At 51.9% G+C, this 20,309-nt stretch carries 18 protein-coding genes; 13 read left to right on the forward strand and 5 right to left on the reverse strand.

The genetic code is table 11. The annotated features are described in order from the left end of the window. Positions 1-89 precede the first annotated feature (89 nt). The 4 genes from ACMGGP_RS03135 (at position 90) to ACMGGP_RS03150 (ending at position 6,340) form a co-directional block, all read left to right on the forward strand. Positions 90-1,196, forward strand: coding sequence for a cobalamin-independent methionine synthase II family protein (locus ACMGGP_RS03135; protein WP_132499503.1), 1,107 nt, complete (start codon positions 90-92; stop codon positions 1,194-1,196). A gap of 391 nt (positions 1,197-1,587) precedes the next feature. Further along, a complete protein-coding gene (gene brnQ, locus ACMGGP_RS03140; RefSeq protein WP_033771063.1) occupies positions 1,588-2,907 on the forward strand; it encodes a branched-chain amino acid transporter carrier protein BrnQ in 1,320 nt (439 codons plus the stop codon). A gap of 70 nt (positions 2,908-2,977) precedes the next feature. Continuing rightward, a complete protein-coding gene (gene proY, locus ACMGGP_RS03145) occupies positions 2,978-4,330 on the forward strand; it encodes a proline-specific permease ProY (RefSeq protein WP_010255326.1) in 1,353 nt (450 codons plus the stop codon). 441 nt (positions 4,331-4,771) lie between these two features. Next, on the forward strand, positions 4,772-6,340 hold the full coding sequence (locus tag ACMGGP_RS03150; protein WP_022626133.1) for a sensor domain-containing diguanylate cyclase: 1,569 nt from the start codon (positions 4,772-4,774) through the stop codon (positions 6,338-6,340). 67 nt (positions 6,341-6,407) lie between these two features. On the opposite strand, the gene ACMGGP_RS03155 is transcribed toward ACMGGP_RS03150, so the two are convergent. Together ACMGGP_RS03155 and ACMGGP_RS03160 are read right to left on the reverse strand one after the other, a co-directional pair. Continuing rightward, positions 6,408-6,866, reverse strand: coding sequence for a YqeJ family protein (locus ACMGGP_RS03155; RefSeq protein WP_010255330.1), 459 nt, complete (start codon positions 6,864-6,866; stop codon positions 6,408-6,410). Next, on the reverse strand, positions 6,859-7,737 hold the full coding sequence (locus ACMGGP_RS03160) for a winged helix-turn-helix domain-containing protein (RefSeq protein ID WP_498798129.1): 879 nt from the start codon (positions 7,735-7,737) through the stop codon (positions 6,859-6,861). Before ACMGGP_RS03160 ends, ACMGGP_RS03155 begins: the two co-directional genes overlap by 8 nt. A 436-nt stretch (positions 7,738-8,173) precedes the next feature. Here ACMGGP_RS03160 and ACMGGP_RS03165 point away from each other — a divergent pair, with 436 nt between their 5' ends. The 6 genes from ACMGGP_RS03165 to ACMGGP_RS03190 all read left to right on the forward strand — a co-directional run bounded on the left by ACMGGP_RS03165 (position 8,174) and on the right by ACMGGP_RS03190 (position 14,369). Then, positions 8,174-8,728, forward strand: coding sequence for a fimbrial protein (locus tag ACMGGP_RS03165; RefSeq protein ID WP_010255336.1), 555 nt, complete (start codon positions 8,174-8,176; stop codon positions 8,726-8,728). 38 nt (positions 8,729-8,766) lie between these two features. Then, entirely contained in the window at positions 8,767-9,438 is a 672-nt protein-coding gene (locus ACMGGP_RS03170; protein ID WP_010255337.1) for a fimbrial biogenesis chaperone, read from the forward strand. 18 nt (positions 9,439-9,456) lie between these two features. Further along, entirely contained in the window at positions 9,457-11,940 is a 2,484-nt protein-coding gene (locus ACMGGP_RS03175) for a fimbria/pilus outer membrane usher protein (RefSeq protein ID WP_010255338.1), read from the forward strand. Positions 11,941-11,950: 10 nt separating this feature from the next. Beyond that, positions 11,951-13,240: a fimbrial protein gene (locus ACMGGP_RS03180; RefSeq protein ID WP_022626130.1), complete on the forward strand. Its 1,290-nt coding sequence runs from the start codon at positions 11,951-11,953 to the stop codon at positions 13,238-13,240. Then, the gene (locus ACMGGP_RS03185; protein WP_010255341.1) at positions 13,240-13,977 is read left to right on the forward strand and encodes a fimbrial biogenesis chaperone; all 738 of its coding nucleotides are present in this window, start codon (positions 13,240-13,242) and stop codon (positions 13,975-13,977) included. Before ACMGGP_RS03180 ends, ACMGGP_RS03185 begins: the two co-directional genes overlap by 1 nt. 104 nt (positions 13,978-14,081) lie before the next feature. Further along, on the forward strand, positions 14,082-14,369 hold the full coding sequence (locus ACMGGP_RS03190; RefSeq protein ID WP_010255342.1) for a helix-turn-helix transcriptional regulator: 288 nt from the start codon (positions 14,082-14,084) through the stop codon (positions 14,367-14,369). A 333-nt stretch (positions 14,370-14,702) separates the two neighbouring features. Here ACMGGP_RS03190 and ACMGGP_RS03195 read toward each other — a convergent pair whose 3' ends face one another. From ACMGGP_RS03195 to ACMGGP_RS03205, 3 genes are all read right to left on the reverse strand, one after another. Then, positions 14,703-15,959: a histidine-type phosphatase gene (locus tag ACMGGP_RS03195; protein WP_158131959.1), complete on the reverse strand. Its 1,257-nt coding sequence runs from the start codon at positions 15,957-15,959 to the stop codon at positions 14,703-14,705. Continuing rightward, on the reverse strand, positions 15,960-16,772 hold the full coding sequence (locus tag ACMGGP_RS03200) for an inositol monophosphatase family protein (protein WP_064689915.1): 813 nt from the start codon (positions 16,770-16,772) through the stop codon (positions 15,960-15,962). It lies immediately after the preceding gene. A 207-nt stretch (positions 16,773-16,979) separates the two neighbouring features. Beyond that, positions 16,980-17,561: an ACP phosphodiesterase gene (locus tag ACMGGP_RS03205; RefSeq protein WP_064689916.1), complete on the reverse strand. Its 582-nt coding sequence runs from the start codon at positions 17,559-17,561 to the stop codon at positions 16,980-16,982. Between the two features lie 103 nt (positions 17,562-17,664). Between ACMGGP_RS03205 and queA the strand changes: the two genes are divergently transcribed. From queA to yajC, 3 genes are all read left to right on the forward strand, one after another. Further along, positions 17,665-18,735, forward strand: a complete 1,071-nt coding sequence (gene queA, locus ACMGGP_RS03210; RefSeq protein WP_010671194.1) for a tRNA preQ1(34) S-adenosylmethionine ribosyltransferase-isomerase QueA — start codon at positions 17,665-17,667, stop codon at positions 18,733-18,735. A 78-nt stretch (positions 18,736-18,813) separates the two neighbouring features. After that, the gene (tgt, locus tag ACMGGP_RS03215; RefSeq protein WP_010255351.1) at positions 18,814-19,962 is read left to right on the forward strand and encodes a tRNA guanosine(34) transglycosylase Tgt; all 1,149 of its coding nucleotides are present in this window, start codon (positions 18,814-18,816) and stop codon (positions 19,960-19,962) included. After that, entirely contained in the window at positions 19,962-20,294 is a 333-nt protein-coding gene (gene yajC / locus ACMGGP_RS03220) for a preprotein translocase subunit YajC (protein ID WP_010255353.1), read from the forward strand. The genes tgt and yajC overlap by 1 nt, the downstream gene beginning before the upstream one ends. Positions 20,295-20,309: the final 15 nt, after the last annotated feature.

Consider the following 20,309-nt stretch of genomic DNA (forward strand, 5'->3'; position numbering starts at 1 on the left):
GTTCAGACATGTAGCCATCCAGATGGCTATTTATATCAGGATGCAACTATTTCCTGCCGTCATTACCGGCAGGGGAGACAGGAGTGATCATGCAAAGAGAAACCGCCCCGTTCCGTGCCGATACCGTTGGCAGCCTTCTGCGTCCCGCCGCCATTAAGCAGGCGCGCGAACAGTTTGCAGCCGGAGAGATCGATGCGGCTGCCCTGCGTCAGGTTGAAGATGAGGCGATTCGCGATGTGGTGGCGAAACAGCGGGAAAACGGTCTGAAAGTGGTCACTGATGGCGAGTTTCGTCGCGGCTGGTGGCACTTCGACTTCTTCTATGGCCTGAATGGCGTAGAGCGCTATGAAGCGGAGCAGGGCATTCAGTTTAATGGCGTGCAGACCAAAGCGCATGGCGTGAAAGTGGTGAGCAAACTCGGTTTCCCGGCGGATCATCCGATGCTGGCGCATTTCCGCTTCCTGCAGAGTATTGCCGGTGATGCGGTGCCGAAGATGACCATTCCCAGCCCCAGCGTGCTGCACTTCCGTGGTGGCCGCAAGGTGATCGACGCGGAAGTCTATCCCGATCTGGCAGACTACTTCGACGATCTGGCGCAGACCTACAAAGCAGCTATTCAGGCGTTTTATGACGCGGGCTGCCGCTATCTGCAACTGGATGATACCGTCTGGGCTTACCTCTGTTCTGAGGATCAGAAGCGCGATATCCGGGCGCGTGGCGACGATCCTGACCAGCTGGCACAGACTTATGCTCAGGTGTTGAATAAAGCGCTGGAAGGTAAACCTGCCGATCTGACCGTGGGTCTGCATGTCTGTCGCGGCAACTTCCGCTCAACCTGGATCTCTGAAGGCGGCTATGGGCCGGTCGCAGAAATCCTGTTCGGCAGCGTCAACGTGGATGCCTTCTTCCTGGAGTATGACAACGCCCGTTCCGGCGGTTTTGAACCACTGCGTTACATTAAGCCAGGTCATCAGCAGGTGGTGCTGGGCCTCATCACCACGAAAGTGGGTGAACTGGAAGATCCGGCGCAGGTGAAAACCCGGCTGGAAGAGGCGGCGCAGTATGTCAGTCTGGATCAGATCTGCCTCAGTCCGCAGTGTGGTTTTGCCTCAACCGAAGAGGGCAACAGCCTGACCGAGGCGCAGCAGTGGCAGAAGATTCGCTTAGTGGTCGATATCGCGAATCAGGTCTGGTAGTGCTGTAACGTTGTGCAGACAGGCGCGTAAAACGCGCCTTTTGTGTATCTTCAGGCCCGTTTATGCGGGGATTTCTCGCGCTCTGTCTATTATTTAGGCACATCATCTTGTGTGCCTGCTGCAAAAATTAACGCTATCCACTGCCTTTTGAAAAAATGGCGGCATAACCTTCTGGTTTTCCGATCCCGTATTGCCTTTCACCGCTATAAACGTTTTACTTAGCGCCGTTGTCGATCCATCCCTCTGTGAACAGAATAAAAGCAGCTTAAATCACCTGCGCTTTACCCTGCGACGAGCATAATGCGCTGACATTGTCAGCCTGGTCGTGGTTTACACGCAGCGAGGGGACAACACTAACCCAACTTCCACCGCAACATCAGTGACAGGCCGTATGACACATCGTTTAACTTCGAAGGACATTCTCGCGCTGGGCTTTATGACATTCGCCCTGTTTGTTGGCGCGGGCAACATCATTTTCCCGCCCATGGTCGGTATTCAGTCTGGCGAACACGTCTGGACTGCCGCGATTGGTTTTCTGATTACCGCAGTCGGTCTGCCCGTGATGACCGTGATCGCGCTGGCCCGCGTCGGCGGCGGCGTGGATGCGCTCAGCACCCCGATTGGCAAGGTCGCTGGCATCGTGCTGGCCACCGTTTGCTATCTGGCTGTCGGGCCGCTGTTTGCCACACCGCGTACGGCAACGGTCTCGTTTGAGATGGGTATTGCCCCGCTGACCGGTGATGGCGCGCTGCCGCTGTTTATCTATAGCCTGATTTACTTCACGCTGGTGATTGGCGTATCGCTCTATCCCGGCAAGCTACTCGACACGGTAGGGCACTTCCTTGCGCCATTAAAAATTATTGCGCTGACCGTGCTGGGCGTTGCTGCCCTGGTGTGGCCTGCTGGCGGCACGGTTCCGGCTACCGCTGATTATCAGCGTGCGGCCTTCTCCAGCGGTTTCGTCAATGGCTATCTGACCATGGATACGCTGGGCGCGCTGGTATTTGGTATCGTAATTGTCAACGCCGCCCGTTCGCGTGGCGTCGATAATGCCGCGCTGCTGACCCGTTATACCGTGCTGGCAGGGTTAATCGCCGGTCTGGGCCTGACGCTGGTCTACCTCTGCCTGTTTAAGCTGGGCGCGGGCAGCGGTGCGCTGGTGGATCAAAACGCTAACGGCGCAGCGATTCTGCACGCGTATGTTCAGCACACCTTTGGCAACATGGGCAGCTTCTTCCTTGCTGCGCTGATCTTCGTCGCCTGTATGGTGACCGCCGTAGGCCTGACCTGTGCCTGTGCGGAATTTTTTGCGCAATACCTGCCGTTATCGTATAAAACGCTGGTGTTTATTCTGGGTCTGTTCTCCATGGTGGTGTCGAATCTCGGCCTGAGCCACCTGATTCAGATTTCCATCCCGGTACTGACGGCAATTTATCCGCCCTGTATCGTGCTGGTGGTGCTGAGTTTCACCCTCAACTGGTGGAATAAGAGCAGCCGGATTATCGCGCCAGCCATGTTAATCAGCTTGCTGTTCGGTATTGTTGATGCGATTAAAACCACCGGGTTTAAAGATTTGCTGCCCGCTTTCAGTCAGCATCTGCCGCTGGCCGATCAGGGTCTCGCCTGGTTGCCGCCGTCGCTGGTGATGCTGCTGATTGCCGCTGTTGTTGATCGGGTGAAAGGGCCGGAACAGGTGACCGTTCACTCGTAGCAGAGAGCACTGAGTTTTCTTTAACCACGGGCCTGCCCGTGGTTTTTTCATTTCACAGGTACAGGTTGTTATGCAAGAAACCAACAAGCTCAAACGCGGACTGAGCACGCGCCACATCCGCTTTATGGCGCTGGGATCGGCGATTGGCACCGGGCTGTTCTACGGTTCCGCTGACGCGATAAAAATGGCCGGACCGAGCGTGCTGCTCGCCTATATCATCGGCGGGGCAGTGGCTTACATCATCATGCGCGCACTGGGTGAGATGTCCGTTAACAATCCTCAGGCCAGCTCCTTCTCACGTTACGCGCAGGACTATCTTGGGCCGATGGCAGGCTACATCACCGGCTGGACGTACTGTTTTGAAATCCTGATTGTGGCGATTGCGGATGTCACGGCGTTCGGCATCTATATGGGCGTCTGGTTCCCTGAGGTGCCGCACTGGATTTGGGTGCTGAGCGTGGTGCTGATCATCGGTGCCGTCAATCTGATGAGCGTGAAGGTGTTTGGCGAAGTGGAGTTCTGGTTCTCCTTCTTCAAAGTCGCCACCATTATCGTGATGATTCTGGCCGGTTTCGGCATGATCATCTGGGGGCTCGGCAACGGCGGCCAGCCGACCGGCATCCACAATCTCTGGACTAACGGCGGCTTCTTTGCGCACGGCGTAGTCGGTATGCTGCTGTCGCTGCAGATGGTGATGTTTGCCTATGGCGGTATCGAAATCATCGGTATCACCGCCGGTGAAGCGAAAGATCCGGAGAAGTCGATTCCGCGCGCCATCAACTCGGTGCCGTGGCGCATTCTGGTGTTCTACGTCGGCACGCTGTTTGTGATTATGTCGATCTACCCGTGGAATCAGGTGGGCACCTCGGGCAGCCCGTTTGTGCTGACCTTCCAGCATCTGGGCATTGCGGCGGCCGCCTCTATCCTCAATTTTGTGGTGCTGACCGCGTCACTCTCGGCGATTAACAGCGATGTGTTTGGCGTGGGCCGCATGCTGCACGGGATGGCGCAGCAGGGACATGCGCCGAAGGTCTTTATGAAGGTCTCTTCGCGCGGGATTCCGTGGGTGACAGTGGTGGTGATGATGTTCGCCATGCTGATTGCGGTTTATCTCAACTACCTGATGCCGGAAAAAGTCTTCCTGGTGATCGCCTCGCTGGCGACCTTTGCAACAGTGTGGGTCTGGATCATGATTCTGCTGTCGCAGATCGCGTTCCGTCGCAAAATTGGCAAAGAGGCGGCCAGTAAGCTGCAGTTTGCGCTGCCAGGCGGCAGCTGGACTGCTGGCGTCGGCGTAGCCTTCCTCTGCTTTATTATCGGTCTGATTGGTTATTTCCCCGATACCCGCATTTCCCTCTATGTCGGTATGGTGTGGATAGTGGTGCTGCTGCTGGGCTATAAGCTGGTTCGTAAAGTCCGCTAAGGATGTTTTCCATGCTGGCTGGAGTGAGACTGTTGAAGCCCGGCTGCAGATAATGCTGCGGCTGGGGCTGTTTTTTTGGCCTCCCTGATCGGGTTTTGTCTGAAGGCGTTCGTCAGCGCCCGGAGGGGAATCCTGGCCGCGAGCCTGGCCACTGGCGCAGGGGAGTGAAAGTAATGGTCATCGGGCGTTAGCGGGACTATCGTTCAGGCGCGCAGACGGGCGTAACCGGCCGTCCATCTGTAGTGATCGATATCGATGTGGCGCTTATGACAGTCAATCCGCGCTTTATTTCGCTGGATTGACGCCTGCAAATGCGTCTCAGGCTCTATTCGTATCAACAATAATGCTGATTTACTAATTGCCTGACCGCCCCTATCTTGTTAACTGTCCGTGCCAGCATTAATTCGGCAACACAAATAACAAGTCATTCAGGGACAAACCATGTTCAACAAGCCCTCACTAAAGAGTCTGCTGTGCCTGCACTCTGTGTGCTGCATACTCCTTACAGCAATTCTGCTTTCCACAGTGACCGGCTTTGTGCTGAGGAACCAGGCAGAACAACGTCTCCTTGAATCCAGCACGGCATATGCACGTAAACTGGCCAACACTGCCGATAACATGTTCCGGACGGCCCAGAAGGAACTGGCTTTCAGCGCCGCACAGATAACCAGCTACAGGGATTTGCAGGTTCTGCAGCATGAAACCGACAGGCTACGTCTGCAGTCAGACATGTTCAGTTCCGTGCTGGCCCTGTCGCCCGAGGGGCGGGTCGTGGCCGCTTCTCCCTTAAATTTCATTCCATCCGGTACGTCGCTGAGTGTGGCGTCCGGGCAGCTGGAGGCCGTAAAAAAAGGCCCTTTTGTTTCTGACCCACTCACCCCCTATACGGGAAACTATCTCGTCTTTTTGTCGAACCCGGTCTATTCGCCGTCAGGCGAATATCTGGGGTATCTGGCAGGCTCAATCTATCTGACCAGGAGCAGTATGCTGAGCCGTCTTCTGAACCAGCACTTCTATGCTGATAAGACGACTGTCAGCATTGTTTCCGATACCGGTGAAGTGGTTTACTCCGCGGATGAGGCTCTGACCGGAAAAAGCATCAACCTGAGTGCGGATCTGTCGGCGCAACTGAAACAGAAAAAATATGGCGCAGTGAAAACCCTGTTTAATCAACAGAGTTGCCTGCTGGGTTATTCGGACGTTGTGAAAACGAACTGGCATGTATTCGTCTGCGTTTCATCTGACGTGACGAGCGCAATTCTCAACCGCATCGTAAGTGATGTGATCCTCTACGGGCTGGTGCTGGCGCTTCTGTTGGTCATTGTGAGTCTTTACATCTCCGCCAGAATTTCACAGCCACTCGAAAATCTGGCCCGCCTGACCAGCTCAGGCGCGATCGGGCGATTATCAGGAAAAATGGACGGAATTAAAACGTGGTACAAAGAAGCTGACAGGCTAAAAAAAGCATTTCAGGCTTATTCAGCAGCCATCGATAAAACATTTTCTATACTGCGCGATGATGCTCTGACGGATCATCTGACGAAATTACACAACCGGCGGGGCTTCGATCAACTCACGGCACCTTTTGTCGGGGGACAGGGTTCACACAGCCTGGCTCTGTTTGATATCGACCACTTTAAACAGGTTAATGATCAGTTCGGACACGATACAGGGGACGAGGTACTGGTGGCCGTATCAGATCTATTAAAAAAAGGATGCCGTACTCAGGACATCATCTGCCGGTTTGGCGGTGAAGAGTTTGTCATTTTTTTTCCAGACACAACGCTGACCGAAGCCGGATTGGTTGTAAACCGTATACGTGAAAACATTGCAAACGCGCAGTTTCCCGCAGTGAAGCACATTACGATTTCAGCAGGCGTTTGTGAGCTCGCTCACGATGGCGATGACAGAGAAAAAGCGCTGGTTGTGGCAGACCACCTTCTGTACAGGGCCAAGCATGAAGGCCGGAACCGGGTGGTGACCCAGGCACATTCGGTTCACTCACCCTGAGGTACGTTTTTATGATCCGCTTCAGTCGAATGCAGAGTCCGCGTGTAGTTACCCGTCAGCCTGGCCGTTAATTGCTTCTCTCACAGATGAAAAGCGGTGTGTTTTCGGCATAAAAAATCCAGGCATCTTTACCATAAGGCCTGATCTTGAGTACCAGCGGCATATTGTTATCTGTAAAAAAGTCGGGTAACCATTTCTTCTGATCGGAAAGGCTCATCGTCATCTGAGGGGAGTTCATGATCAGCTCAGACCTGAAGTAGTAAAAAAATTGGTTCTGTAAGTATGAAAATGAAATCGTTTTACTCAGATAAGATTTTGTTTCATTTTTATCATATAAGATCCCAGACATTGAAAGAACGCCTTTTCCGTCAAGAAGGGTTTGCGTAATAAGTAAGTCCATCCGGTCCTGCTTCCATTGATAGGACACATCAGCTGTACAAGAAATGGTGTTTTCACCGTTCCTGCTGAATGGCGCGAAAGAATAGATGACAATGCACAAGATAATCAGGAGGATAACTTTAATCATTATTCAGTTTCTTCACAAAGTAATACGAACGGCAATTTGCTCTGACATGTCCATTCAACGGATGCTCGCAGTTAAAATAAGAAAGACTGTCTGCATGTTTGAATGCGGTAAGGTAGATATAAGGTGCTATACTGCAATTTAATTTCATCTCATCAACCTGTTCCTTCACCTCATCCTTTATCAGCCACCCATCCGCATTATTGAAGATTATGCAGCCTTTGTAGTTAGTGCTGTAAATAAACACAGTGTCATTATGATTCGGTCCGGATCTGAAATATAAAAAAGACGAAAAAAAAAGTGCCAAAAAAAGCATAAAGGTTGCGATCATCATTTTTTTTGACTTAAAAAAAGCTGAAAAAAACGGATGTTGTGTCAGGGGTGAATATGAAGAAATCTTGTTTTCAGAATCTGATTTTTGCTCATTCTGAGTATTCCTCATTCTTTCATCAGGGAGGCTGTGCTCTGGCATTTCATTGCCGCCGGCGGAGAGAGAATGGGCACTTTCCGACTCAGTGCTGACAGATGTAAAGGAAAAAAGACTTTCTCTCTCAACGGTTGTCTGTGGAGAAAGGAGAAACCCCTTCCGCGGCATGGTCCGGATGATATCTTCCTGAAGACCGGCTTTATTCAGCGCGCGTCTCAGCGCCGAGATATTCTGATAAAGAGTCGTTGAGGCCGGTTCCGTACCAAACCGACGCCATACATAGTCATAGAACTGTTGATGTGTGACAAGTTGCCCTACATTATCAATGAGAAGTTCCAGACACAGTGATGCGGATGCGCTGATAACCGCCGGGTTGCCCCTGCCGGTAATTCTTTTTTTATCCGGTTCAAATATCAGAAAACTGTTAAGAGTGATTTTTCTGCTCAAAGCATTCTCCACCAGTGAAAGAAATAAAGACCCCGCATAAAACATACGGCTAATACGCAGGTGAAAGTTTTGTGAAATAGAAAAATTGTAAGCCTGAAGCTAATCAGATCAGTTTAAATAAGTATATCACATCTTTTTATTGCAAATTTATTTTTATGTTTTGCATGATTTTTTATGTGGGTACTGCAAGTAACTCATTGTTTTTTATGAAGATAATATTGAATATAAAATTCATATAAATTTAAACAAGATTAGAGAAATTCAAAGGTGTGTTTATCTCACTTCGCTCGTAAGATGCTTTCGCTGGCTTAATTGTGTCTATGAATTTAAGTGCCCTGACAGTATTAACCATGTTGGATTTTCTCTCTCCTGGTTTATTTACTCAGGCATCAGTCAGCATGTCTATTAACAGAAAAAAATTTCAAGGAGTACTGGAATGTTTAAAAAAACTTTATTGACCGGGTTCGTTGCCCTGACCGCATTATCGGCCAGCAGTGTATATGCAGCACAGGAAAACAGTATCCGCTTCAAAGGTGAAGTTTCTGCCCAGACGTGTAACGTCAGCGTCAACGATTCAACTTCAGCTGCACCTGTTATCTTGCTGCAGACGGCAAAGGTCAGCGATCTTTCCGCGACGGGGAATACGTCTACACCCACAAATTTCAGCATGAAGCTGACAGGATGTACGGATCCTAAAACAGCGACTCAGGACATTAAAATTCATTTTGCATCATCCAATGTTGATGCTTCCGGTAACCTGAAAAATATTGCAACTGACTCTCCGGCAAGTAACGTCGCGATTCAGTTACTGGACCCTGACAATAATGTCATTGATTTAAAATCAGGCGAAGCAACTGCTAAGGCATTCTCGCTCAATCCGAATGAAACCAGCGGAGAAGCACAGTATACCGCTCGGTATATTGCTACCGGTGGGGCTGCAACAGCCGGTAAGGTTGAAGCGACCGTTCAGTACGCTATCAGTTATCTTTAAAAACTGCGCCCCGCGTTTTCGCGGGGCTGGAATAAATTATGAAACTTGTGACTTATCTGAAAATAATTTCAGTTTTCTTTTTTTTAATCAGTGGCGTAACTCAGGCTGCGGTAGTCATGAATGCTTCGCGTATTGTGATGGCGGGTACGCTTGAGAAGACCATTATGTTTGATAACACCAGTGACAATCCGTTTATTGTTCAGGTTGAATCGGATAATAAAGACAAACCAGATTTTGTTGCCGTGCCGCCTGTTTTTAAAATTAAAGAGAAAGGGGGGCAGACGGTAAAAGTTAAACTGTTATCCAGTGAGTTGCCTCAGAATAGAGAGTCGCTCTTTTATCTGGACTTTACTCAGATTCCGGGCGTCAGGAAAAATGAAAATGACGATGACCGGCTGAATATCATCATCCGGAGTCGGCTGAAAGTTATTTACAGACCGGCTGCAGTCAATGCTTTTTCTTCGAAAGATGAAAATAAAGTTTCATACCGATTGCAGGGAGGAGCTTTAGTGATCAGCAACAAATCGCCGAATATTCTATCCATCAGAGATATCAGCAATGGAAAGCGGATCCTGGCAGAAAAATTGACGCTATTGCCGGGTGACGATTATTCCGCAGTCCTCAAGGGCGATCGTCTTAGTGGTCCGCTTAATGCGGTGATGATCAATGATTATGGCACGCCAGTAAATTTCCTGATTAAAGATAAATGATGTGATGTTGTTACGAAAATGAAAATCAGAATTTATTACCTGCTTATTTCTCTCTGCTCGTTTTCTATTTATGCGGAAGAATATGAATTCAGCCCCGCCATGCTCAGTGCGGGCGGCCTGAGCGATATTTCCGCATTGTCAGGAGAAGACACATTTTATAACCCCGGTGAATATGACGTTTCTGTTTACATAAACAATAAATTATTTTCAAAAAAGTCGCTGACTTTTGAACGGAAAGGTAAGTCGCTGACGCCGTTATTTACAGGTGAGTTTATCAACAGTTTACCTCTTAAAAAGAAGCCAGAAGCCCTGGTTAATGACAGAAAATACGCGCTTGAAGCTGTTCTGCCGGAGGTAAAGACTTCGCCCGACCTTTCTTCTCTGCGGGTAAACATTACTGTGCCTCAGTCTCTGCTGGTATACCGTCCGGATGATTATATTCCCTCAAGTGAGTTTGAGGCAGGCAGTACCGCCTTATTTTCGAATTACACGGTCAACCAGTATGAGTCACATAGCACCCATACAGGCGGAGTGAGTTCGACGTATGTTGGACTTAGCAGCGGCTTTAACGCAGGAAAGTGGCAGTTCCGGCAGCAGGGGAATTTCAACCGTAACCGTTTTGGGTCCAGATGGCACTCCTCACGCCTGTACGCCAGTCGGGGCTTGCCGTCACTGCGAAGTGAGCTGCTGCTAGGCCAGCTCAGTTCGGGCTCTGATGCATTCAGCGGGCTCGGTTTTACCGGTGTAAGTCTCAGGACCGATAACCGCGTGTTACCCCCTTCCATGGTTCAGTATGCGCCGACGGTGAGAGGTACAGCGAGAACCAATGCGAAAGTCGAAGTCTTTCAAAAAAAATACAAAATCTATGAGACGACTGTTCCACCGGGTAACTTCAGAATTGATGACCTGGCACCGGCTTTCTACGGTGGAGACCTCAATGTCAGGGTGACGGAAAGTGACGGAAGCCTCACTGAGTATTCAGTACCTTACTCTACACTACCGGGTTCCGTCCGCCCCGGACGCCTGGACTATAGCTTTTCAGCCGGCGAGATCAATGATTACAGCCGTGACAACCAGTTTACCGAGCTTTCCGTCAAGTATGGCGTTTCTAATGCGGTAACGGCAAACAGCGGGTTACGTATCGGCAGTGGTTATCAGGCGGCCAGCGGTGGGGCCATCTATTCTTCGTCACTCGGTGCATTCGGTTCTTCTGCAACCTGGTCCAATGCGCGACTCAGAAATGGCAGCGCCACGCAGGGGTGGATGGTGAATACCGAGTACAGTAAAACGCTGGGTCCGGTTGGCACCACCATCAGTTTTGCCGGCTACCGGTATTCCACCCGTGGCTACCGGGATCTTCAGGATATCGTTGCCCTGAACAACTCGGACACCCCGCTGTCGTCGGTGGAGGGGGGAACGTACATGCAAAAAAACCGTCTTCAGCTCAATGTCAGCCAACCGCTAGGTTCACTGGGCAGCATTTACGTTTCCGGCTCATCGCAAAATTACTATGACGGACGAAACAAAGACACCTCTTATCAGGTGGGATACAACACGGCATTGCCTTACGGCATTCACATGGATTTCAGTATTTCCAGACAGTACCGCACCCGGATTTCTGACGCGCAGAGATGGGGAGTACCTGACGAAAAACGGCACAAGGAATATTACAAAGACACCCAGTTTGCGCTGAATTTTTCTGTGCCTATCGGGCGTGATACCCGTAATACAACCCTGTCTGCGTCATACATCAATAGTAATAGTGAACACAGCTACCAGACCTCGCTGTCCGGCAGCGCAGGTAAAGACAACACGACCCAGTGGGGTGTGAATTACAGTCGCGACCGCTCAGGAAACAGTTCGGGTCTGAATCTGGCGACCATTCTGCCCAAAGCCAACGTGAGTGGAACGGTCTCAAAATCTCCGGGAAACTGGCAGGCATCCGGTTCGATGAGCGGTGCCATCGCGTTGCACAGTGGCGGGATCACACTGGGGCATACCGTGAGTAACACGTTTGCCATTGTGGAAGCAAAAGGGGCAGAGGGCGCCACGGTACTCAATGGCCAGAACATTAAAATCGACAGTTCAGGTTATGCAATCGTTCCTTCGCTGATGCCTTACAGACGTAACAACATCAACCTTGATGCGCCGGAAGGGGCATCCGCGGATGTCGATATTATTGACAGCCAGCACGTTGTGACGCCATACGCGGGTTCCGTCAACCGGGTGGTCTTCAAAACGCGCCAGGGCATACCGGTCATGATGCAGCTCAGGCGGGCGAATGGCAGCTATGTCCCCCTGGGGTCAGATATTTTCGATTCTGGTGGAAATAACGTTGCAACGGTAAGCCAGGCCGGTAATACCTATCTGCGGCTGGAAAACCGTCAGACACTGACCGCCCGGTGGGGCAGCGCGCCCGATGAACAGTGCACCATCCGTTATACGCCTGTAGATACTCAGTCCACGAAAGCGCTGAATTATATTACCGCAGTCTGTCAATAAGGCCTTATGCATGAAAAAGTATGCAGTCATTTTTTCCCTGCCGATCGTGGCGTTTTTTACATCGTCAGCCTTCGCCACATGCCAGCCTGTCTATAAAGCCAGACAGGGCGATGACAGTAAAGGCGGTGTGCCTCTGATTTTTGGTTCAATAAAACTTCAGCCCGCGGAGTTTATGCCAACTGGACTGATTGGCTCCACTACGGCCACGGTAGGGCAGGCTCAATCCTTGCCTGAAGGGGAGAACCAGCTGTTATACACCTGTGATCTTGCCGATCAGGGACAGACCTATGAGTATTTTGCCACTAACGGCGACAGTAACGTGGGGGGCAATATCAGCGCGGGAGAGGGCGTCTATCAGACCTATTTTCCTTTTATCGGCATCAAACTGATTCGTGACAGTGACGGTAAGGTGTTCTCAAGGTACTGGCAGCATTCACCAATTGAAGGGCACCGGGAGGGTAACAAGCTCAACTTTTATGCCCGTGACTTCAGCGGTGTGACGGCAGAAATTTACCGCTTACCATCCACAATGAGAGGAGGCGATCCGGTTGCGCATTGGGGATGTAATGGCCCTGCGGATGATTCCGCCAGCGGTATTGCATATACCTGTCCCCAGCCCAACGGCTATACGGTTTTTGTCGGGCCGGGCTGGAACGACAAAAAAAATATCACTATCCCAGGTGCTGACAGTAACACGAACTGGGACGGGTTCAGTAACTGGAACTGGATTGGCTTTGGGATGCAATACTCTACGGCAAACACGTTCGTGCAAACGCCCTGGGGATGTCGCGTCTACAGCTATACAAATCCTGTCATTTTACCGCCAGTCACTGTCACTGCGTTGAAGTCTGATTTTGAAACAATAGGTAAGGACTTTACTGTAACCTATCGGTGCGGTGGGGCGCTCGTTAATGGCTTTATCAACCGGAATGCAGGTGTTGGACCTGATAAAATTTCGGTCGCATTCAGCACTGATCATCCTATGTCCGGGAACAACGTTTTGTGGTCACGTTATGCGTTATCGGATAATTATGGACAGGATGGATATGCGTCAAACGTCGGCATAGGTGTGTCTGTTGCCGGTAAGACGGTCGGATTTATAACCAACGCATACACTAATGATTATACAAAAGGCTGGTTTTCTCTTCTGGATGGGGAAATCTCGCGTTCTCAAAATACCCCCACTCAGGTAGATATCACGTCTCAGTATTTCGCATTCTATGGCATCGTTGACCCCGCAAAACCTGTCACGCCTGGGAAAATAGATGCGACGGCGCATATTATTGTGAGGTACTGGTGATGAGATATTTTTTATATTGGGTGAGTTTTATTTTTCTGTTTAATGCGGCGGAACTCCATGCCACGATTATGCCGTTGCAGGACAGGGTGCTGTTCAGCAGCAAGGACAGCGGCAGGCGCCTGCTCATCGTCAACAACGACAGTCAGGCGCCGGTGTTACTTCAGAGCTGGGTTGATGATGGAAGCGCCGGCGATATTAATAAAGAAAAAAATTACCCTTTTGCTATTATTCCAGCAGTCGCCAGGATGACACCGGGTAAAATTCTGAACCTTAAGATACTGCCGACGGAAAAAATACTTGATTTACCCCGTGATCGTGAGTCCGTATTCTGGATAAATCTCTATGAAATTCCGGGTGTCAAATCTTCTCAGCAGGAGAAAACGGCCAATAAAATAGAAGTCGGATTAAACACCCAGCTGAGAATTACCTATCGGCCTTTCAATAGCAGTATGGACATTAACAGTATTGGCGGCGCTATAAACGTCCGCATTGCCGACAACGGTCATTCACTCGAGCTGAGTAATCCTACGCCCTATTTTGTGACGCCTGTTTCATTAAAAGTTACGTCATTGGCTGGAGAGCAGTCACTAAAACTGGGCATGGACAGAATGATTGCTCCTTATGACAATAAAGGTTTTAGTTTGCCTGAAGTAATAAAAAATAAAAAAATGACCGTTGAATACACGCTGGTCGATGACGTCGGAAAAGAGGCCGTTTTCACTAAAAACCTGAATTAGTTTTCACCTAATATACGCTGGTTCCAGACTGGCAGAATAACGCTGTTTACAGCTTTTACAACATTATTTAATCCGTTTTAAGCAATGGAGGAACTGTGACGTTTATGGATAATACCCAACGCTGCATGTCATTTACTGAGAATGAAGTCGCTGTCACCTGGTTCTTTATGACCGGCATGACCCTGAAGCAGATAGCCGAATGGTTAGGGCTGACTGAGAAGTCCGTTAGTTATTACAAAAGAAGGGTGATGAGGAAAATAGGAGTAAAAAACAATAATGAATTTATTATGTGGTATCTGGGGAATCGATCGATATATCAGGACAGTGCCGCGGAATTCAGTATTCTGCGCCGAAGTGTTCCTGACTCCCGTAATCAGCAGGTAAGGGATTAACAGGTTGATTTTAAGGAGGCAATTAAATTCAACCTTACTATTTTCCAGGCCGGGTATGTAGCTTCAGGCGAGAGCGCGTGTGGGTACATGGGCACAGGGGGAGAAGACAGAAAGAGAGAAATAAAAAACGGCGAAACCAGTCGCCGAAATACTCAAGAATTACAGGAAAATAGTTAATAAAGGGATGATTGACGGGTCTATCGTAAAACAAAACGAGTGGCGCTGATAGTCAGGCGATTTAAATAAGAAAAGGTCGGAATGGCGTTAATTAACAGCGGTTAACATTATTCAGGCCGCGTTGATGCTGCGGCCTGAATTTGATTAGCCACAGACTCAGGGCAATATAACCGAAACCGGCAGCACAGCGCTGTTATCCAGCTTTTTTCGTAGCTGAGTCAGCGTGGATTGATAAGGGCAGAGCAGGCCGACATCGGTGATTCTGCAGTCATGCTGATGCCACTCCTGACGTAATAACGGATGTTTATCATCAATCGGTTGCAGCTGACGAATCCCATCCAGACTCTGCGCCTGGAAATAGAGCCGCAAAAAACGTTCGCCGCTGTGGGTGTCGCGCCAGCGCTCCAGCACCAGACTACTGCCCGGTGGAATGTTGCCGCGTGAATAGCCTGGCAACTGCCAGCTAAAGCCCATCAGGGTGCGCACCATCGCAATATTGGTGTCATGTGCCACCAGAATCAGCCAGCGGCCCGGCGCGCTATCGGAAGCAATCGCCTCCAGCAGGGCGTTGAGCAATATTGAGCCACGGCGCTGTGCCTGATAGAGCACGTCGTTGCTGAGATCGTAGTTTGCGGTCAGCAGCGGCAGCAGCGTGGTGATCTGCGCGGCCGAGGTGATGTGTCCCCAGGCGAGCTGGTCCAACGGCAGGTTTTCGCTGTAGCCCAGTCGCAGCGTCTCCACCATGCTTGCCATCACACTCAGCCCGTAAACGTATGTGTTGCCGTTACGGGTTTGCCGGAACGACCAGGGCGCATCAAAGAGGGGGCAGTCAGTCGCGGGCGGGCAGACGGCGGCTTTCAGCTGCTGAATGGCGGGTTGCAACTGCTGTTGCAGCCGCGCCAGATCGCCCGCTTTCTGCTGCTTAGCCGCCAGCTCCTGAGCAGGATCGCTCTGGGTGATCGTCAGCTTTTCACTCTGAAACAGGGGATCGACTTCGCCCGCTACGTGATGCACCGGCACGCCGCAGCCGGGAAAGGCCCCGTCAGTCAGCGCTGCGGCCGTGGCACGGGTGCGCTGCAGCGGACTGGCGCGCACGTAGACCTGTGCCGCATCAGGACAGCCCGCGCCCAGCAGGCCGAGCTGGCGATAGTGCTCGCCTTGCCAGCGTCCTTTATTGACCACCGCGCTGTAGCCATGACCGGTCAGCTCACCATCGGCGGTGGTCCACTGCGTCCAGGGTTGCTGGCTGGCGGCTTCAATCTCTTTACGATTGCCGGGGGTGGGCGGACGGACACCGTGACGGCTCAGTTCGACCACCTTCTCCAGCTGGTAATCCGCCGCCTGTGACACCGGACTTAACAGCCAGAGAGAACAGAGGATCAGCGCGCAGCGGTACAGGCCTGGCAGCGTCATTTACTCCTCCAGCGCGCGATTATCGGTCAGCGCTTTGATTTTTGGATAAAGAGTCGCATTGGCCAGCAACACCGGGTTGCCGTTTTTGAGTCCTTCGTTGCGCAGATAATCATTAGTAACGCCGCCCGCTTCGCGCATCAGGACGATGCCCGGCAGACTATCCCAGGGATGCATATGCGCTTCATAGTAGCCAATCAGTCGCCCGGCGGCCGCCCAGGCGCTGGTCAGCGCGCCAGAACCGATGCGGATAAACATGCCACCCTGTTCAGTTAAGCCGCTAATCAGGCGCGAGACGCTTTCGGCAGGGGTGCGACTGGAGTTGCTGATGCCGAGCAAACCCTCGTTGAGATGCGTCGCGCTATGAACCTGCAAACGGCTCTCATTAACCCACGCACCCTGACCTGCTCGTGCGTGAAACAGCTCCTGATGATTGGGATCGCAGACCACGCCGATCACTGGTTCGCCGTCACAGACCACCGCCAGCGAGACGCACCAGTTAGGCAGGCCGTTGACGAAGCAGGCGGTGCCGTCGATGGGATCGACCACCCAGATAAAGGGCGCGCCCTGAACCTCACCGCCGCTCTCTTCGCCATAGACAGCATCGTCAGGAAAGCGCTCAGCGATTAATGTCTTAATCAATGCCTCAACGTTACGATCAGCCTCGCTGACCACGTCCTGCAAATCCCTTTTGTGTTCCACCACCAGTGTCTGACGCTGCTGATACCACGAATAAGCCCGGCTGGCCGCCGCACGGGCGATGTCGCAGGCGTAACGGTAACGCGCGTCAATTTCAGAATGCGAAGCGGATGACATCTTTTCCTCTTATGTCTTTTGGTCAAAACGAACGGAAGGCACGCCTGAACAGGCGGTCTGGCTGTGATATTTACTTAACTATTGTTAAGAAAGGCTTCATTAAGCCGCAGATAGGCAGCAATGGCAAGATGATGCGGGGGTCGGGTTAGGCGCTTTCCCGGCGGACGAAAGCTGGCGTCCGCCAGCCCGGCAGCAGAGGATCGTGTTTTACAGGGTTCTGCTGGTCGCCAGCGCCATTAAACGCGGATAAAAAACAAAAAACAGCGCTTCCAGCTGATCATAGTGTTGCGTGAAATCGTGGTAGGAGTCGCGCAGGGCCGCCAGGCGTGGACGGCGGCTGGCCATGCCGTGCAGCACCCGCTCCAGCCGCGCGGGCTGGGCATAATGCTCAAACCAGCGCTCGCGCCACATCACCGCGTTGAGTTCCTGAAACTCGATGGGGGTGTCTGTCAGTTGCGGCATGATCTCGCGCTCGGCGGCGGCAGAAAAGTGCACCAGGGTCTGGCCGGGCGTGAAGTGCTGCCAGTGCCGGGCCAGAAAATGGTCCCAGATGACGTCCAGCGTAATGGGTGCCACGCGATAGGTTTCGGCACGGAATAGCTGACGGGCGCTGCGCACTTCCGGCAGCGCATCGGTCATCACATCGAGACGACGGTGCATCAGAATGCCGTCCGCGACGGGCGCAGACCAGTGCTGGTGCGGGTTGCCACGCACAAAATCGGCCATTAAATTGCCGAGTAAGGAGCTGTCGGCCAGCTTAGCCAGATGGAGATGAGCAAGAAAGTTCATGCCGCATTATAGGCTGAACTGCCTTTGCGCAGCCAGTTGTTCAGAATTGGTCGATTTTCCGCTAAACTGTGCCGCCTGTTTTTGCCTGAGAAAAAACTCTTTCATGCGTGTCGCCGATTTTGCTTTTGAACTGCCCGAATCCCTGATTGCTCACTATCCCCAGGCGCAGCGCAGCGGCTGTCGTCTGCTGTCGCTCGATGGTCCCAGCGGGACGCTGTCGCACGGTGTGTTCACCGACGTGCTGGATAAGCTGAATCCGGGCGATCTGCTGGTGTTCAACAACACCCGTGTGATTCCGGCGCGCGTCTTTGGCCGCAAAGCCAGTGGCGGCAAAATCGAGATGCTGGTGGAGCGGATGCTCGACGACAAGCGTGTGCTGGCCCATGTGCGCGCCTCGAAAGCGCCGAAGCCGGGAGCAGAACTGCTGCTGGGCGAAGACGAGAGCGTCAAAGCGACGATGGTGGCGCGTCACGATGCGCTGTTTGAGATTGTGTTTGATGATGAGCGCGCGGTGCTCGACATCCTCAACAGCGTCGGCCATATGCCTCTGCCGCCTTATATCGACCGTCCGGATGAAGAGGCGGATCGCGAGCTCTATCAGACGGTTTACAGTGCCCGGCCGGGTGCCGTTGCGGCACCGACCGCCGGTCTGCATTTTGATGAACCGCTGCTGCAGGCGCTGAAAGAGAAGGGCATTGAGATGGCGTTTGTGACGCTGCATGTCGGTGCGGGAACCTTCCAGCCAGTGCGCGTCGACACCATCGAAGAGCATCACATGCATGCTGAATATGCCGAAGTGCCGCAGGAGGTTGTTGATGCGGTGCTGGCCTGTAAAGCACGCGGCAATAAGGTGGTCGCTGTCGGCACCACCTCTGTCCGTTCGCTGGAGAGCGCCGCCAAAGCGAGTCAGGATGCCCTGATTGCGCCGTTCTTCGACGATACCCAGATTTTCATCTATCCGGGCTATGAGTATCAGGTGATCGATGCGCTGATCACCAACTTCCATCTGCCCGAATCGACTCTGATTATGCTGGTCTCGGCGTTTGCCGGTTATCAGCACACCATGGCCGCGTACCGCGCAGCCGTGGCTGAGCAATATCGTTTCTTCAGTTATGGCGACGCGATGTTTATCAGCAAAAATCCGCAGGCGCCGCTGGAAAAAGTGGGCGACTGATTTATTAACCGATAGCCGGAATCGACTGAGAGCGACTGAAGGTTATCTGCATCGGACTGTTTCTCCGATGGAGGCTTTGTGAAATTTGAACTTGATACCACAGATGGGCGCGCACGCCGTGGCCGTCTGATTTTTGATCGCGGTGTGGTGGAAACCCCTGCGTTTATGCCTGTTGGCACCTATGGCACCGTTAAAGGCATGACGCCGGAAGAAGTGCAGGAGACCGGCGCGCAGATCATTCTGGGCAATACCTTCCACCTCTGGCTGCGTCCGGGTCAGGAGATCATGAAACTGCATGGCGATCTGCATGACTTTATGCAGTGGAAAGGGCCGATCCTGACCGACTCCGGCGGCTTCCAGGTCTTCAGCCTGGGCGACATCCGTAAAATCACCGAAGCGGGCGTGCATTTCCGTAACCCGATCAACGGCGACCCGATCTTCCTCGATCCGGAAAAATCGATGGAGATTCAGTATGACCTCGGTTCCGACATCGTGATGATTTTCGATGAATGTACGCCCTATCCGGCGGACTGGGACTACGCCAAACGCTCGATGGAGATGTCGCTGCGCTGGGCGCAACGCAGTCGTGACCGTTTTGACAGCCTGGGCAATAAAAATGCGCTATTTGGCATTATTCAGGGCTCGGTTTACGAAGATTTACGAGATGTCTCGGTGAAAGGTCTGGTAGAGATTGGCTTTGATGGGTACGCTGTGGGCGGCCTGGCGGTGGGTGAGCCTAAGCAGGACATGCACCGTATTCTTGAGCACGTCTGTCCGCAGCTTCCGCAGGATAAACCGCGTTATCTGATGGGTGTCGGCAAGCCAGAAGATCTGGTTGAGGGCGTCCGTCGCGGCGTCGATATGTTTGACTGCGTGATGCCGACCCGTAATGCCCGAAATGGTCATCTGTTTGTGACCGAGGGTGTGGTGAAAATCCGCAACGCCAGATACAAAGATGACACTGCGCCACTGGATGCGGAGTGTGATTGTTACACCTGTCGCAATTATAGCCGCGCCTACTTGTATCATCTCGACCGTTGTAACGAAATACTGGGCGCGCGTCTGAACACTATCCACAATTTGCGCTATTACCAGCGCCTGATGGCAGGTTTACGCCAGGCCATCGAAGAGGGTAAATTAGAGCGCTTTGTAAACGAGTTCTACCAACGGACGGGCAAAGAAGTTCCGCCTTTAACGTCTGATAATTCATCAATGAGGGAAATTTAATGAGCTTTTTCATTTCTGACGCCGTGGCCGCAGCAGGCGCACCGTCTCAGGGAAGTCCGTATTCTCTGGTGATCATGCTGGTGGTGTTTGGTCTGATTTTCTATTTCATGATCCTGCGTCCGCAGCAGAAACGTGCGAAAGAGCACAAGAAGCTGATGGATTCTATCTCTAAGGGTGATGAAGTGCTGACCAGCGGTGGCCTTGTAGGCCGCGTAACAAAAGTCTCTGACACGGGCTACGTAGCTATCGCGCTGAATGACACCAATGAAGTCGTCATTAAACGTGATTTCGTCGCCGCCGTGCTGCCTAAAGGCACTATCAAGGCGCTGTAATTCTTTCTTCCCTAA

Origin of the sequence: Curtobacterium sp. BNK-1 (assembly GCF_048685235.1) — a bacterium.
Classification (GTDB): domain Bacteria; phylum Pseudomonadota; class Gammaproteobacteria; order Enterobacterales; family Enterobacteriaceae; genus Pantoea; species Pantoea agglomerans.

Bases quoted from the DNA above. Each gene is read 5' to 3' on its own strand.
- ACMGGP_RS03195 (WP_158131959.1), bottom strand. From the start codon at position 15,959: ATGACGCTGCCAGGCCTGTACCGCTGCGCGCTGATCCTCTGTTCTCTC.
- ACMGGP_RS03190 (WP_010255342.1), top strand. From the start codon at position 14,082: ATGGATAATACCCAACGCTGCATGTCATTTACTGAGAATGAAGTCGCT.
- proY (WP_010255326.1), top strand. From the start codon at position 2,978: ATGCAAGAAACCAACAAGCTCAAACGCGGACTGAGCACGCGCCACATC.
- ACMGGP_RS03135 (WP_132499503.1), top strand. From the start codon at position 90: ATGCAAAGAGAAACCGCCCCGTTCCGTGCCGATACCGTTGGCAGCCTT.
- queA (WP_010671194.1), top strand. From the start codon at position 17,665: ATGCGTGTCGCCGATTTTGCTTTTGAACTGCCCGAATCCCTGATTGCT.
- ACMGGP_RS03150 (WP_022626133.1), top strand. From the start codon at position 4,772: ATGTTCAACAAGCCCTCACTAAAGAGTCTGCTGTGCCTGCACTCTGTG.
- brnQ (WP_033771063.1), top strand. From the start codon at position 1,588: ATGACACATCGTTTAACTTCGAAGGACATTCTCGCGCTGGGCTTTATG.
- ACMGGP_RS03175 (WP_010255338.1), top strand. From the start codon at position 9,457: ATGAAAATCAGAATTTATTACCTGCTTATTTCTCTCTGCTCGTTTTCT.
- ACMGGP_RS03180 (WP_022626130.1), top strand. From the start codon at position 11,951: ATGAAAAAGTATGCAGTCATTTTTTCCCTGCCGATCGTGGCGTTTTTT.
- ACMGGP_RS03155 (WP_010255330.1), bottom strand. From the start codon at position 6,866: ATGATTAAAGTTATCCTCCTGATTATCTTGTGCATTGTCATCTATTCT.
- ACMGGP_RS03185 (WP_010255341.1), top strand. From the start codon at position 13,240: ATGAGATATTTTTTATATTGGGTGAGTTTTATTTTTCTGTTTAATGCG.
- ACMGGP_RS03170 (WP_010255337.1), top strand. From the start codon at position 8,767: ATGAAACTTGTGACTTATCTGAAAATAATTTCAGTTTTCTTTTTTTTA.
- yajC (WP_010255353.1), top strand. From the start codon at position 19,962: ATGAGCTTTTTCATTTCTGACGCCGTGGCCGCAGCAGGCGCACCGTCT.
- ACMGGP_RS03165 (WP_010255336.1), top strand. From the start codon at position 8,174: ATGTTTAAAAAAACTTTATTGACCGGGTTCGTTGCCCTGACCGCATTA.
- ACMGGP_RS03200 (WP_064689915.1), bottom strand. From the start codon at position 16,772: ATGTCATCCGCTTCGCATTCTGAAATTGACGCGCGTTACCGTTACGCC.
- ACMGGP_RS03205 (WP_064689916.1), bottom strand. From the start codon at position 17,561: ATGAACTTTCTTGCTCATCTCCATCTGGCTAAGCTGGCCGACAGCTCC.